Below are 14,306 nucleotides of genomic sequence, written 5' to 3' on the forward strand. Positions count from 1 at the left end.
CCCGCCTGATTATTTAGGCGGGCAATAAATAAAAATATTTTAAAATGAGATGAAATTCATCTTAAGGGTAAGTATTGCCTAAATAAAGGATATGGCGATATTTACCCAGCCGATAACTCAAAAGTAATACAAAAGGAAATTAAAATGAAAAAAGCAACATTGACAGTCGCTATTTTAGGTTCTCTATTCGCCACTCAAGTTTCAGCAGTCGATTTCTACGGTTACGTACGGGCTGGTTTGGGAGCCAGTGCTGATGGAGGCGGTACCAAGGGCGGAGATGAGTTTTACAAAACGACATTGGGTCGCTTGGGCAATGAGTTTGACACTTATTCGGAAATTGGATTAGGCCAAGAGTTATTCAATGCAGATGGTCGTTCAATGTACTTTGAAAGTATGTTTGAAATGTCATCGGACGGAAACCTAGAGTCTGAAAATAGTAAAGATGACAGTGCCAACTTTGGAATTAAGCAGTTAAATGTTCAAGCGAAGGGCTATATTCCTGCATCACCTGATGCCGTTATCTGGGCTGGTAAACGCTTTTATCAACGTCATGATATCCACATTATAGACACCAAATACTGGAATATTTCTGGCTACGGTGTAGGTATCGAAAACATCAAGTTAAATACCGGTGCGATTTCAGCAGCGGTCATCCGAGCTGATAATGAGTTGGCCGAGTGGGATGATACTGGCAATAAAACGAGTTACGGAGATTTGAATACTTACTTCTTAGATTTACGTTACGCTGGCTTTAGCCCATGGGAAGGCTCCTGGACTGAATTCGGTGTTGATTATGCAATGGTTAACCCAACGGATGAGCAAGAAGACGCCGCTGAAAACTTTGATAACGGTTTAATGTTAACGGCTGAACTTAGTCAAAGTTTTGAATTGGGGTACAACAAGTTTGTATTCCAATATATGGACAAAGGTCTTGCACAGAATGCTATCTCACAAGGTGGTGGTTGGTATGATATTTGGAGTGGTGATGTCAGTGATGCAAAAGGGTTTCGTTTTATCAGCACTGGTGATTTGAACTTAGGCGAAAATGTAGTGATTAATCATGTGTTAACTTACGGTAACGTGAAAGACCATGGAGATAGTCTAGATAAGGAAGAGTTGTTTTCATTTGTAGCTCGTCCAACCTATAACTGGTCTCCATACAACAAGACCATGTTAGAAGTAGGCTACTATGACCAAGAAAAAACTTGGGATTCAGGCTCTGAAGACAAATTTAGTGGCACAAAATTCACTATCGCACATGCTATCTCGACCGGTGAATCTTTCTTTGCTCGACCAGAAATTCGATTCTTTGCGACTTATTTGAAAGACAACGAGGATGACTCTTTTGACAACAATAAGAGTAACGACACCATCAACTACGGTGTGCAAGTCGAGGCCTGGTGGTAACCAATAAAATTGCCATTTTACTACTTAGATAGGCCTGTTTAACTCCATTCTGGCCTATCTCAAGCTTAAGCTTGGTACCTTTAGTAGTATGCTCTTAAAGTGGGTTATATCTGGAACGGTGGGGCGGGAGGTATGACAATGTTATCACTTTAAGAGCTTTTTTAGACTTGTTACCCGTTTAAGGTTGGCTTTCTATACACTTGGATCAACAAATCGTAGGAGATCCTGAACGTTTATTTGAGATAATTTTGGTTAACAGAAAGTCGATAAACGTTTGTAGGAAGGTCATATTTATGGATGATAGAAGAACACAGGTTCAATTCGCTGGCGGCAGAGAAGTAAGAGGGGATCGCACCGACTTCTTCGATAGATATAGTTTTCAATTCTTCAAAAGCTGTAATAACCAGCCAGTCGATGCTGTTAACATGGTGGATAAACATAGCGTTTTTCGGTAATTCTGGTGCGGAGATTTTATAACTACCAGGGGAGAACGTAGTAGAGATCGGTGGCAGTCCAATGAGCCAATTTAACTTAACTGCACTTATTGCGTACCTAAATCAAATCTTTTAGCTAGTGCGATGCGCACTTTACTCATCGCGCTAGCTCTCCAAAACTAGCTTTACCATACCTGTAGTTATTCATGAACTGCAAATGTTCGCTTTTCCGAAACTGATAGTTGTCCAAAACCTTGACGGCAGGTATTTCTAACGCTAAAGAAAGTAAAATTGTGAACAAAATTTCTATGTTTATCTTTTTGACTTTCAATTTATCATCAAGTCTACATTTCTTATTGGTATCGATTACATCTCATGATGTCATTTTAGGTTTCTATTTGAGTCTTATTTTATCATGCGAGAATGATTATTTGTTAATTCTTAAATTATAAGGCCCAAGAGTGGTCGTGTTTTTTCAAACCACAGAAAGTTTTGGTTTTGATTGTGGAAACGTTTACACTAATTTGAGTTTGATCACGGATATGAACCGGTATTGGTTGATAGAATTTTAACCAGTGAAGCAATGGGCGTATCGACTTGATGTAATTAAAACTGGCTCAGTGAGCATCGGCTCGATATCGAACAGGAAGTAGCAACAATGGAGAAGCAAAAGTGAGAGTACTTGTCACAGGTGGTATGGGTTACATCGGCAGTCACACATGCGTTCAGATGATTGAGGCGGGCATGGAGCCCATCATTGTCGATAACCTGTGTAATGCCAAAATAGAAGTGTTAAGCCGTATTGAAGCGCTAACAGGCAAGCTGCCTGCGTTCTACCAAGGCGACATTCGTGATGAAGCGTTTTTGGATTCGGTATTCGCTGAGCATGATATCCAAGCGGTCATTCACTTTGCTGGTCTGAAAGCGGTCGGTGAGTCAGTCGTCAAGCCGTTGGAATATTACGATAACAATGTCAATGGCTCATTGGTGCTGGCGCGCAGTATGCGTAAAGCGGGTGTCAAGAGCATCGTATTCAGTTCATCTGCAACCGTCTACGGTGACCCTGAGACCGTCCCCATCACTGAAGATTCACCAACAGGTGCAACCACTAACCCATACGGTCGTAGTAAATACATGGTGGAAGCGTGTTTGAGTGATTTGTTCAATGCTGAAAGCGATTGGAGCATCACTTTGCTGCGCTACTTTAATCCTGTTGGTGCGCATCCATCAGGCACAATGGGAGAAGACCCACAAGGCATTCCAAACAACTTGATGCCGTTCATTGCACAAGTCGCGGTTGGTCGTCGTGCCAAGCTCTCCGTATTTGGTAACGACTACCCAACGCCAGACGGTACCGGCGTGCGTGATTACGTCCACGTAATGGACCTGGCTGATGGCCACATTGCTGCACTGAAAGCCGTGGGGCAGAAAGCGGGATTGCACATTTACAACCTAGGTACAGGTAAAGGTTCGAGCGTACTTGAAATGGTCGATGCTTTCGCTGCCGCCTGCGGTAAACCTGTGCCTTACGAGCTGTGCCCACGTCGTCCGGGTGATATCGCTGAATGTTGGGCGAGCACAGACAAGGCAGAGCGCGAGCTTGGCTGGAAAGCAACACGCAGCGTTGCTGAAATGACGGGCGATACCTGGAAATGGCAATCTGACAACCCACAAGGTTACTAATTTTAATCCGGTGCAGTGCGCCGGAGTCGCAGAATATTAAGTTGAGTAAGTAAAATGTCGAACGTTGAATTTAACCCAGTGGATCACCCACACCGTCGTTACAACCCACTAACGGGTCAATGGATTTTAGTGTCACCACACCGTGCAAAACGTCCTTGGAGTGGGGCGGATGAGAAAGCTGCGATTGATGAGCTACCAAGCTACGATGAGAAGTGTTTCCTGTGTCCGACAAATGAGCGTATCTCTGGAGATGTTAATCCAGATTATCAGGGCACGTATGTTTTTAATAACGATTTTGCCGCACTGATGGTGGATTCTCCAGATGCACCAGAATCAGACAACCCACTCTTCAAAACCCAAGGTGTACGCGGTTTGAGCCGAGTGATTTGTTTCTCACCTGACCACAGTAAAACCTTACCTGAATTACCGGTAGACAAAATACGTGGCGTGATTGATACGTGGAACGAGCAAATTGAAGAGTTAGGCAAAGAGTACGTTTGGGTTCAGGCGTTTGAGAACAAGGGCGAAACGATGGGCTGTTCTCAGCCTCATCCACATGGTCAAATCTGGGCGAACAGCTTCTTACCCAATGAGATTGAACGCAAAGAGCAAAACCTAAACGCGTACTATCAAGAACACGGTAGTAACCTGCTGGTGGACTATGTGCAGGCAGAGCTAAAAGATGGCTCTCGTATCGTGGTAGAAACCGAACATTGGGTCGCGGTTGTTCCTTATTGGGCGGCGTGGCCATTCGAAACCATGCTGCTACCGAAAACACACATCCGCCGTATGAGCGAGTTAAGCAATGAGCAGCGTGACGACTTGGCGGTAGCAATTAAAAAGCTTACCAGCCGCTATGACAACCTGTTCCAATGTTCTTTCTCATATTCAATGGGTTGGCACTACGCGCCGTTCTTTGAACCAGGCACAGATATCGACCACTGGCAGCTTCACGCACTGTTCTACCCGCCACTATTACGTAGCGCGACAGTACGTAAGTTTATGGTGGGTTACGAAATGCTGGCCGAAAGCCAACGCGACTTAACCGCAGAGCAAGCGGCACAGCGTCTGCGTGATGTCAGTGACTTGCACTACAAAGAACAGTAACCCCGTCATATTTGAAACCGCAGCGTTGTTGCCTGCATAAATTCACCCTAATCACATAGGAAATCTATGCTCATAGGGCTGAATTTACTTGTCGCCTAGCTGCAATTCCAAATATTTAGGGCTTAACAAAATTTTCTTGGACTATCTGCCAGTTCAAGAGAAATAGAAAAGAATTTATGAGATTAGGAATTCAATATGTCTGATTTAATCCAAAATGTGAAAGCGTCTTTTGAGAGCGTGCTGGGCTATGCACCAAGCCACATTATCCAAGCGCCTGGTCGCGTCAACCTGATTGGTGAACATACCGACTACAACGATGGTTTTGTACTGCCATGTGCGATCAACTACCAAACGGTTGTTGCGGCAGCAACGCGTGAAGACAACCTAGTACGCGTGGTATCGGTTGACTATGGCAACGCAGTCGATGAATTCGATATCACTCAAGAAATCACATTTCGAGAAGACAAAATGTGGGCGAATTACATTCGTGGCGTCGTGAAGTGTCTGCTGGCTCGTGGTTACCAGTTTACCGGTGCTGATATCTCTGTCAGCGGCAATGTTCCTCAAGGTGCGGGGTTGAGCTCATCAGCGGCACTGGAAGTCGCCATTGGTCAGACGTTTAAAGTGCTCTTCAACTTAGAAATCAGCCAGGCGGAAGTTGCATTAAATGGTCAGCAAGCGGAGAACGAATTTGTTGGTTGTAACTGCGGCATCATGGATCAAATGATTTCGGCAGAAGGTCGTGAAAACCACGCCATGCTATTGGATTGTCGCAGTCTGGAAACAGAAGCCGTTTCTATGCCTGAGGACATGGCAGTCGTGATCATCAACTCGAATAAAAAACGTGGTTTGGTAGACAGTGAATACAACACTCGCCGTGAACAGTGTGAGGAAGCGGCGCGAATCTTTGGCGTTAACGCATTGCGCGATGTCACCATTGAGCAGTTCAATGAAAAAGTCTCTGAGCTGGATGAAATGGTAGCAAAACGCGCGCGTCACGTGATCACGGAAAACGATCGCACAGTCGAAGCGGCAAAAGCACTGTGTTCGCATGATATTAAACGCATGGGTGAACTGATGGCGCAATCGCACGCGTCAATGCGTGATGATTTCGAAATTACCGTCAAAGAAATCGACCTCCTGGTTGATATGGTGAAAGAAGTGATTGGCGACGACGGTGGCGTGCGCATGACTGGCGGTGGCTTCGGTGGCTGTATTGTGGCGTTGGTTCCACCTGCATTAGTGGATGAAGTGAAAGCGACGGTAGAAGCAAAATACCCAGCAGCGACAGGTTTAACAGCGTCGATTTATGTTTGCAAAGCCCAAGATGGCGCAGGTCTGGTCGAAGTATTGTAAAGGCAAGTGATGAACGCATATTTTGAACAACTAGAACAAGCGATGATGCAAACGCCATCGTTTGACGGTCAAGCGGCGAATCTGCTCCATATTACCAATGCGAATGGTATGACGGCAACGTTTATGGATATTGGCGCGACTTGGTTGAGTTGCACGCTGCCGTTAGATGGTGAACACCGTGAAGTACTATTACGCTCGCCAAATATGGCAGAACACATGAAGCAAGACGCCTATTTTGGTGCCATCGTCGGTCGCTTTGCCAACCGTATTGCAAACGGTCGATTTGACATCGATGGAGAGCAGTATCAACTTGGTGTTAATAACGGTGAAAACTCTCTCCACGGAGGCATGGATGGGTTCGATAAACGCCGTTGGAATATTGCCGAGCAAAGCACTCAACAAGTGGTTTTTACACTTCACTCGCCTGATGATGACCAAGGTTATCCAGGTAATCTCGATGTGAAAGTCACATACTTGCTAACCGACGAGAATGAACTCGTTATTGCTTATGAAGCGAGTACTGATAAAACCTCTCCGGTGAACTTAACTAATCACGCTTACTTTAACTTGGCGGGCGAGACAAGCAACGCAAAAGGTTTGGAGCACACGTTGCAAATTAGTGCAGAGCATTACTTGCCAACAGATGCGGGGTTAATTCCTACGGGTGAACAAAAGCCTGTTTCAGGTACCAGTTTTGATTTCACCGAGCCAAAACCTATTGGACAGGCATTTCTTACCGAGCAGGATCAGAAAACCGCTGGTGGCTACGATCACGCCTTTGTGTTCAAGCCTGAAGTGACCGATGGTGTGTCTGTCGCCGCGGTTCTGACTGCACCGAAAGAAGATGTGGTGATGAAGGTCAAAACCACTAAACCAGCTATTCAGTTCTATTCAGGAAACTTTTTAGCAGGTGTGCCGGGCGCAAGCAAAACCTACGCGTTTTATGACGGCCTTGCATTGGAAACTCAATACTTTCCTGATGGACCAAACAAACCAGAATGGGGACTCAACAATGGGGTGTTGAGCTCTGGGGACTGCTATCAGCATCGAACCGTGTATCAGTTTGAATTTTAGATAGCATTTTTTGGTGGGCTCTATGCCCACCTTTTTTTGATTCGTAGTCAATTAGATATAGACAATCAACAACGCTCAACTGAATTTCTGCGCACTAATGTTGGGCTGAAAATAATCGTTTCATCTTCAACTTGTTCGTCACGCGACAGTGCCAAAGCTAAGCGAGCGGCACGTTCAGCCATCATCAAATCCTACCATTGAAACTTTAGCTGGTACCTCAATGCCATATAGAACCTTTAGTGGTTAAAAATTTTAACTGGAAGTATGAAACCCCGTTATGTAACAACTTAAATTAACCAGTAGGTTTGGTTTGCAAGCTTTGGATTTTATCACTTATATTTTAAATAGCTAATGTTGTGGTAGCGTTTACATTACAGTGTCGGTGGAAAATAAAGCTTGATCATTTTTCAGGTATGGGAGGTCGTGTCAGGTAGAGGCAAGTCCGAAAAACAGTGATAAACATCGACGGAATTGCTTGGTGATCGAAACAGCTCTATCCCGGTGTTGCCAGTTTGTTCGAATAACTGACAACTGTTACCAAGCGATCCCCAGTTAAGAACAGCATACGCAACCTTCCCGACATCCAGAGGCATCCTCTATGGCGATACTAGCTCTCTATGCCGCTTACTGAAGAGCGCTTCACTAATATTGGTATAAACAGTTTAAATTCTGTACTTTCTATGGATTCCTTGTTTATTAACTTCAGCGAAAGCTTTACAGCTTCGTTGGCCATAACTTGAATGGGGTAACGGATAGTCGTAAGGCGAGGGTATATGTAACGCGCGATGTGACCATCATCGAAACCAATCACAGACATATCTTCGGGGATACGAATGCCATTTTCTTGTAGCAGAGTCATACAGCCTGCAGCCATGTAATCGTTGTACGTGGCAACGGCCGTGATTGGAACGTTCTTCGCCACTAGATTCACCATGGCTTGTTCACCACCGGTTTCATCGGGTTCACCGTATTCAATATATTCTTCACGGATTTCGATGCCGTTATCACGCAAAGCGTCCAGATAACCTTCTCGTCGGTCTCGTGCATCTTCGATATCATGGCTGGAGCAAATGTAACCGATGTGCCTGTGGCCATTACGAATTAAGTGTTCCGTAGCGATGTAAGAACCTTTACGGTTATCTAAGGCGATACAACGAGAGGCGATGTCCGGTACGATCCTATTGATCAGCACCATGCCCGGGATTTCTTTTGCTAACTTGCCTAGTTCCGAATCACTCATCCCTTTACTGTGAACGACTAAAGATTCGCACTGGCTGTTAATCAGCAAGTTTATTGCGTTACGCTCTTTGGTTGCATCGTGATATCCGCTTCCGATAAGAAGTTGTTTTTCTTGCTCACTGGCTATGGTGTCTATGGCTTTAACCATGGTACCGAAGAAAGGCGCTGAGACGTCGTTGACTAACACACCAATCGCATTCGAAGATTTACTGACTAAAGCTCGAGCATTGGCATTCGGTCGATAACCCAGTTTTTCCATTGCTTCTTTCACTGCAACAATGGCAGCTTCACTGGTATGAGGGGCGTTATTGATCACGCGTGATGCGGTAGCAATCGAAACACCGGCTTCTTTTGCGACGTCTTTAATGGTAGCCATAGGGAACTCAGAATCTTTAATTTCAGCTATTTAACTATGAAGGCAGTAGGAACTCAATTAGTGAGATAAGAATAGTGACGGTGTTTCAAGGTTTTGTAGTGATTACGGGGTGATTTGAATAAAAAATCCCCAAACCAGAGTTTGGGGATTGACACGATAAAGGGTCTAGCTCGGCTTATTAAGCGGGCTGAAACGATACTCGGTATGCATAGTGATTGTCTGTAAGCTGGAACTCCTTATGTACACTCGGGCTCCAAGAGTCATCACCACCTACACCCATATGTTTATGATCCAGACGCAGATAAATCTGTTCTTCTTTGTCTATTTCATTGGTGTGCTTCGCTTCTGCCAAAGCGTGCTGTGCATATTGGCTAACGCTAAACTGAAAATCACCAGAAATGATCAGCTTGTTAATTTCTAAATTCCGGGTACCACAGCGCAAGCCACTATCGGTAGGAAAAATATAAGGTGTGTGCATTTGGTCCAATGTTTGAGAGTGAAGACCGAATCGCGCAGCAGCTAAACGATCCGGATAGTTCTCAAACGGACCTAAACCTTGCCACGTTACCGTGGTATTTTGCTCTTGTTGTGGCAATTGCATTTCCAAACCAATACGTGGCATAGGCGGTAAGTTATCCGCTAGTTTCACCTCAACGTCCAGTTGCATTTTACCATCATTGTTCAGGACATGAACCCAGGTTGTGATAGCCTGCACGTCTCCATTGAAGTGGTAAGCATAGATCGAGGTTACTTGTACGGCCTGCTCAAGTGTCTCGCTTTGGCAGGAGACACATTCACGTTCCCACTGACCAATACCAGCCATGCCCCATCGGCATACCCAAGCGTTAGGATCAACGTTGTCAACTTCACTGACGCCAATGTCGTTATCCAGCGGAGCACGGAAGAAGTTGTCTTGCGGCGCTGCCAGCATCTGCGTTTTGCCTTCTACTTGCCAATCAACCAGTAAGCCAGTGTGGCGATCCCAGCGCCATTGATACTTCTCGTCTAAGCTAACCACCAAAATTGTGTTATCTTGTTGAATCAAAGACGGAATTAGTTTGGGTTCCAGTTTAGGTATCACCAGACCCGCGTAGTTACGCAGAGAAAATTGTTCTGTCGCGCAAACATGACCCGCAGGAGCCCATGGTGTCTCTTTGATTAAGGTAATGTCCGTGTTTAAGTGATACACAGCGCCTGCTTTTGGTTCGAAGTTTAGTTCGATTTCCAACAGGGCTTGGCTATTGGCTTCGATATCAAGCTGTGCTGAGCCAGACTTAATCACTTTGCCGTCTTCCAATAGTGACCAGTTCAGCTGTTCATTATCTGTGGTGCGGAAAAGGTTTTCATTGTTCACTAGAAGAGTACAGCGCTGCTTTGTTTGTTCTTGTAGTGAAACGGTGATCATGCGCTGGCAATATTTCGCTTCTTCTAAAGTTGGATGCACGGTGCGATCAGGGAATATTAGCCCGTTGATACAAAACTGACGGTCATTAATTTCATCTCCGAAGTCACCGCCATATGCCCAGAAGTGTTCGCCTTTTTCATCCCATTGACTCAGGCCTTGATCTACCCAATCCCAGATGAAGCCACCTTGTAGGCGAGGAAACTCACGGAATGCATCCCAATATTCGTTAAAGCTACCCAAACTGTTGCCCATAGCATGAGCGTACTCGCACAGAATAAGAGGACGCGTTTCATTTGGTAATGAAATCCATTTTTTGATTGGCCATTTCGGTACGGCTTCGTCTTCAATGACTGTATTTACGCGTGCATACATGGGTGCAATGATGTCGGTAGCAGTGGTGTTTGAACCGCCGCCTTCGTACTGGATAGGGCGTGACGGGTCATAGTCCTTCGACCAAGCGTACATAGCGTTATGGTTGCTACCGTGACCTGACTCATTACCCAAAGACCAGATAATGATGGAAGCGTGGTTCTTGTCGCGCATGACCATTTGCGTATAACGACTCATGTAGGCGTTTGACCATTGAGGATCGCTCGACAAACGGTTCATCGGCTGCATGCCGTGTGTCTCAATATTTGCTTCATCACACACATATAAGCCGTATTGGTCACACAACTCGTACCAACGAGGGTGGTTTGGGTAGTGGGAAGTGCGTACCGCATTAAAGTTGTGTCGTTTCATTAGACAGATGTCACGAATCATATCTTCTTCGGTCATCACATGTCCGAGCTCAGGATGATGCTCATGACGGTTCACACCGCGGATCAACAGTGGTTGACCATTTAACTTCAGTTGCCCATCGGTGATCTCAACTTTACGGAAACCAACCTGATAGGCTTCGCTTTCCAGGTGTGTGCCGTTTTCGTCCAGTAGAGAGACAACAAGGCGATATAGGTCTGGTGTTTCTGCTGTCCACTTTTGTGGATCATTCACGTGCAGGGTTTGAAATACAACGTCATTCCATGAGCCGCGTTCGTCAATCCGGCGATTATTTGGCGTGTCGATACGAGGTTTCGTGACGGCTTGCTCGCCATCAAATAACTGCACCTGAACTTGGTATGTGTCTGGCGCTGAAATATGGGTCTCGACAGACAAAGAACCATCGCGATAGCAGGCGTCCAGATCCGGAGTGATGAACACATCTTCAATACAGTGTTGTGGTTTAGATAATAAAGTCACATCGCGGAAAATACCGCTTAACCACCACATATCCTGATCTTCTAAGTAACTGCCATCACTCCAGCGGATCACCATGACTGCGAGAGCATTCTCTCCTGCGATCAGATGAGGTGTTAGGTCGAATTCAGCTGGAAGGCGGCTATCTTGGCTGTAGCCAACCCATTTACTGTTACACCATAAATGGAAAGCTGAGTTAACTCCGTCAAAAATGATGCGTTGTGTATTTGTAAGTTCTTCTGCAGTAAGAGAAATCGTTGTGCGGTAACATCCGGTTGGGTTGTCTGCTGGTACAAACGGAGGGTTCACCTCAAATGGATATTTGACGTTGGCATAAATAGGCTTGTCGTAACCTTGCATCTGCCAGTTTGAAGGAACAGTAATTTCATCCCAGTGGGTATCATTGAAGTGCGCTTCAATAAACTCTCCGTCGACCTGCTCTGGCGCTTCGAACAGCTTAAACTTCCACTGACCATTGAGTGAATGTCGCTGAGCATGAATATCGTCACGGGCATGGTCAATATTGCGATAGCTAGAAAGCGGGCTATGTGCTTTCAGGCAGTGAATGTTCACTGATTGTGGGTTTTCCCAATCGCGTCGTTGAATAATATCTGAAAATGCCATCATGTTTCCTACTTAATATTTTATTTCTAATCTTGTTTCACTACGTTAATTGAATTCGTAATGAATAAATCTTTGCTTTTATAATGCGCTATTTAGCTAGCTGCTGTACGAGATAGTCTTTTGCTTGGCTCATGCCTTGTTCTTCGGCTTTATTGGCGATTTCTGCTGCTTGTTTTACGTTGTTCACTTCTAGAGCCGAATCAATTTGTTCGCGGTATTGTGGCCACTCATTTAGCGAGGTGATTAATGACGTATCTGCTACGGTCGCTTGTTGTTGAGCGTCAGGATTCTTGCCGAGTTCTGCCAATAGTGTTAGTACTGTGTTGTTGCCTGAAGCGCTTGTGGTTACGTCAATCACGCCGAATGGTTGGTATTCGGCAGTGAGAGGTAATTGTTTATTGCCGATTACATTTTGTGAATCTGCGTAGACTTGTTCAGGATGAACGCGGGTTAATTCTTTACCAAACAGGGCATTATCTGACGCGATAACAATGTATTTCGCGCCATTAAGTTGTGGATTGATAGTGACGACTCTCTCAATACGTTCTAATCCACGCATTCCTGTCGTTCGGTAGTCGAAAGTTTCAGCTGAATAGCTGGAAATTAGCTGCCAATTACCATCATAAATACGAATGTTCGCAGCAAAGAGTGCATTGTTATCAATATAAGATCGAACTAACAGCGAAAAAGGCGTATCCGCTGTAATTCGGTAGCTCGTTACTGGAAGTGCTTGTGATGAAGCGGTTTCTGAACCCGATAAAACCGCGATACTCAATGTTGGCAAATTGGCGTCCATAACCACTTGCTGGTGGAAAGGCATCGACAATGCCGTCAGAGGTAACGTGTCTAGTGTTGAGCAGCACGCCTGCGTGTTCAAGTCAGTATTAAAGGCTTGCTCTGGTAAGCTACTGCATGCGCCAAGAGACAGTGCTATGAGTAGAGTTACCAACGGTTTTAGTTTCATCGGTTTTGTCCTTTTACGGGGTGAGTAAATCTCTCACCCCATTGCGTTCAAAAATAGTAGCTTTGGTGCATTACCACCATGTTTCGACGTTAAAGCCGAATGTCACTTCATCTACGTCGCTCTTGCTTATGCTTTGTGAGTTGCCATAAACGTCACCACCGCGGTTCCATTCATCGGTTTTTTCTGAGTATGTTGCGAATAAACGTAGAGACGGACGAGCCCAAACCCCTTTGCCAGCCTGGAACATCTGCGCCAGCGTGATTTTGTACATATCGTTGGTGCCGGCACCGTTTTGTGCTTCTACTGACTCGTAACCCACTTCTAGTGCAGTCGCCATGTATTCTGTCCAGCTGTATTGAGGTCGCGCACCTACGCTGAACCACTTTTCGCCTTCGCTGTTATCCAGGTTATTGTCTTGATAGGCGATGGAGTACATCACTTGGAAATCTTCATTGACGTTTAAGTCACCAGAGTTAAAGATTCGCCAGCTGTAACCATCATGCTCTACGCCTGTGCTGTATTTCCGATTAGAACCGCCCTCTGCACTCATTAAGCCACCCGCAAGCGCATCAGTTCCATATTGGAATGCAAACGTGTTTGAACCATAGCTCCAGGCTTGACGATAAAGGGCAGAAAACATGGTGCCAGAGGTGGTGATGTCACTTTCGTCGTAGCTTGAGTTTTGGGCGAAAACATAGTTCAAACCAACGGTAAGATCCGCACTGTCGCTTAATTCAATATCGCTTAAACGTGCATCCAAGTTGTGTAAGCTACGTCCATCAGCACTCGAATTTGGCGCCATCCAGGCAAAATGGCCTTTAGCAAATCCGAGGTCCCAGTTCTCAATACCTATACCGGTGCTTGAGGTATCCCAGTATTTAATGTCGATCATGTGCACTTCATGACGGCGGTAGAAACGTTCACCCGCCCAGACGGAAGCATCTTCTTGGCCTTCGAAAAGTCCGTAACCAGCTGCCCACATTTGGATCAAGCTAACGTCACCCCAGCTTTCGCCACTTCCCAGATAAAGAGTGGTGTCAAAGTACGCATCGCCTTGCTGCCATACGTCAGCTTTTAAGCCCGCTTCCCACCAGTTCAATTCGTTTCCCAAACGGTAATTACCATAACCCTGACCTGCGCGAATCACATCGTTACGTTCGCCTTTACCATCGTTGTGTTCATCATTATCGGTATAGATATTGCCCCATTTTGCGTAGCCGAAGTAGGTCATGTTTTCCACTGCGGCCATACTAGCAAGCGGTGCTAGGGCAAGGGTTAACCCAAGCGCTCTTACAAGCGTCTTTTGTTTCATGAAGTGTCTCCATTCTATTTTTATTTATGGATTTATTTTTTATTTGAGTCCTAACTCGGCGAGCAGTGTAAATAAACGCTGGAAACGTT

General features: G+C 45.4%; 10 protein-coding genes and 1 pseudogene. 5 read left to right on the forward strand and 6 right to left on the reverse strand.

Going from position 1 to position 14,306, the window contains the following annotated elements; all coding sequences use genetic code 11:
* The first annotated feature begins 144 nt into the window (after positions 1 to 144).
* On the forward strand, positions 145 to 1,407 hold the full coding sequence (locus OO774_RS19985; RefSeq protein WP_264906148.1) for a maltoporin: 1,263 nt from the start codon (positions 145 to 147) through the stop codon (positions 1,405 to 1,407).
* A gap of 233 nt (positions 1,408 to 1,640) precedes the next feature.
* On the opposite strand, the gene OO774_RS19990 is transcribed toward OO774_RS19985, so the two are convergent.
* Positions 1,641 to 1,847 carry a hypothetical protein gene (locus OO774_RS19990; RefSeq protein ID WP_264906150.1) on the reverse strand — a complete coding sequence of 69 codons (207 nt, stop codon included), beginning with the start codon at positions 1,845 to 1,847 and terminating at the stop codon, positions 1,641 to 1,643.
* A 666-nt stretch (positions 1,848 to 2,513) separates the two neighbouring features.
* On the opposite strand from OO774_RS19990, the gene galE reads away from it, so the two are divergent.
* The 4 genes from galE (at position 2,514) to galM (ending at position 7,061) form a co-directional block, all read left to right on the forward strand.
* Positions 2,514 to 3,524, forward strand: a complete 1,011-nt coding sequence (gene galE, locus OO774_RS19995) for a UDP-glucose 4-epimerase GalE (RefSeq protein ID WP_264906151.1) — start codon at positions 2,514 to 2,516, stop codon at positions 3,522 to 3,524.
* 54 nt (positions 3,525 to 3,578) lie between these two features.
* On the forward strand, positions 3,579 to 4,631 hold the full coding sequence (locus OO774_RS20000) for a UDP-glucose--hexose-1-phosphate uridylyltransferase (RefSeq protein WP_264906153.1): 1,053 nt from the start codon (positions 3,579 to 3,581) through the stop codon (positions 4,629 to 4,631).
* Positions 4,632 to 4,826: 195 nt separating this feature from the next.
* Positions 4,827 to 5,987 (forward strand): galactokinase, encoded by a 1,161-nt coding sequence (gene galK, locus OO774_RS20005; protein WP_264906154.1) that lies wholly within the window; start codon positions 4,827 to 4,829, stop codon positions 5,985 to 5,987.
* A 9-nt stretch (positions 5,988 to 5,996) separates the two neighbouring features.
* On the forward strand, positions 5,997 to 7,061 hold the full coding sequence (gene galM, locus OO774_RS20010; protein ID WP_264906155.1) for a galactose-1-epimerase: 1,065 nt from the start codon (positions 5,997 to 5,999) through the stop codon (positions 7,059 to 7,061).
* Positions 7,062 to 7,126: 65 nt separating this feature from the next.
* Here galM and OO774_RS20015 read toward each other — a convergent pair.
* The 5 genes and pseudogenes from OO774_RS20015 to OO774_RS20035 form a co-directional block, all read right to left on the reverse strand.
* Positions 7,127 to 7,286 (reverse strand): annotated as a pseudogene (locus tag OO774_RS20015) (DNA-binding transcriptional regulator GalS); the annotation flags it as partial.
* 382 nt (positions 7,287 to 7,668) lie between these two features.
* Positions 7,669 to 8,676, reverse strand: a complete 1,008-nt coding sequence (locus OO774_RS20020) for a substrate-binding domain-containing protein (protein ID WP_264906156.1) — start codon at positions 8,674 to 8,676, stop codon at positions 7,669 to 7,671.
* Between the two features lie 178 nt (positions 8,677 to 8,854).
* Entirely contained in the window at positions 8,855 to 11,944 is a 3,090-nt protein-coding gene (locus OO774_RS20025) for a beta-galactosidase (RefSeq protein WP_264906158.1), read from the reverse strand.
* Between the two features lie 85 nt (positions 11,945 to 12,029).
* Positions 12,030 to 12,905, reverse strand: a complete 876-nt coding sequence (locus OO774_RS20030) for a MalM family protein (RefSeq protein ID WP_264906160.1) — start codon at positions 12,903 to 12,905, stop codon at positions 12,030 to 12,032.
* Positions 12,906 to 12,975: 70 nt separating this feature from the next.
* Complete coding sequence (locus OO774_RS20035; RefSeq protein WP_264906162.1) at positions 12,976 to 14,217, reverse strand: carbohydrate porin; 1,242 nt, start codon at positions 14,215 to 14,217, stop codon at positions 12,976 to 12,978.
* Positions 14,218 to 14,306: the final 89 nt, after the last annotated feature.

This window comes from Vibrio sp. STUT-A11, assembly GCF_026000435.1.
In the GTDB taxonomy this organism is placed as follows: Bacteria; Pseudomonadota; Gammaproteobacteria; order Enterobacterales; family Vibrionaceae; genus Vibrio.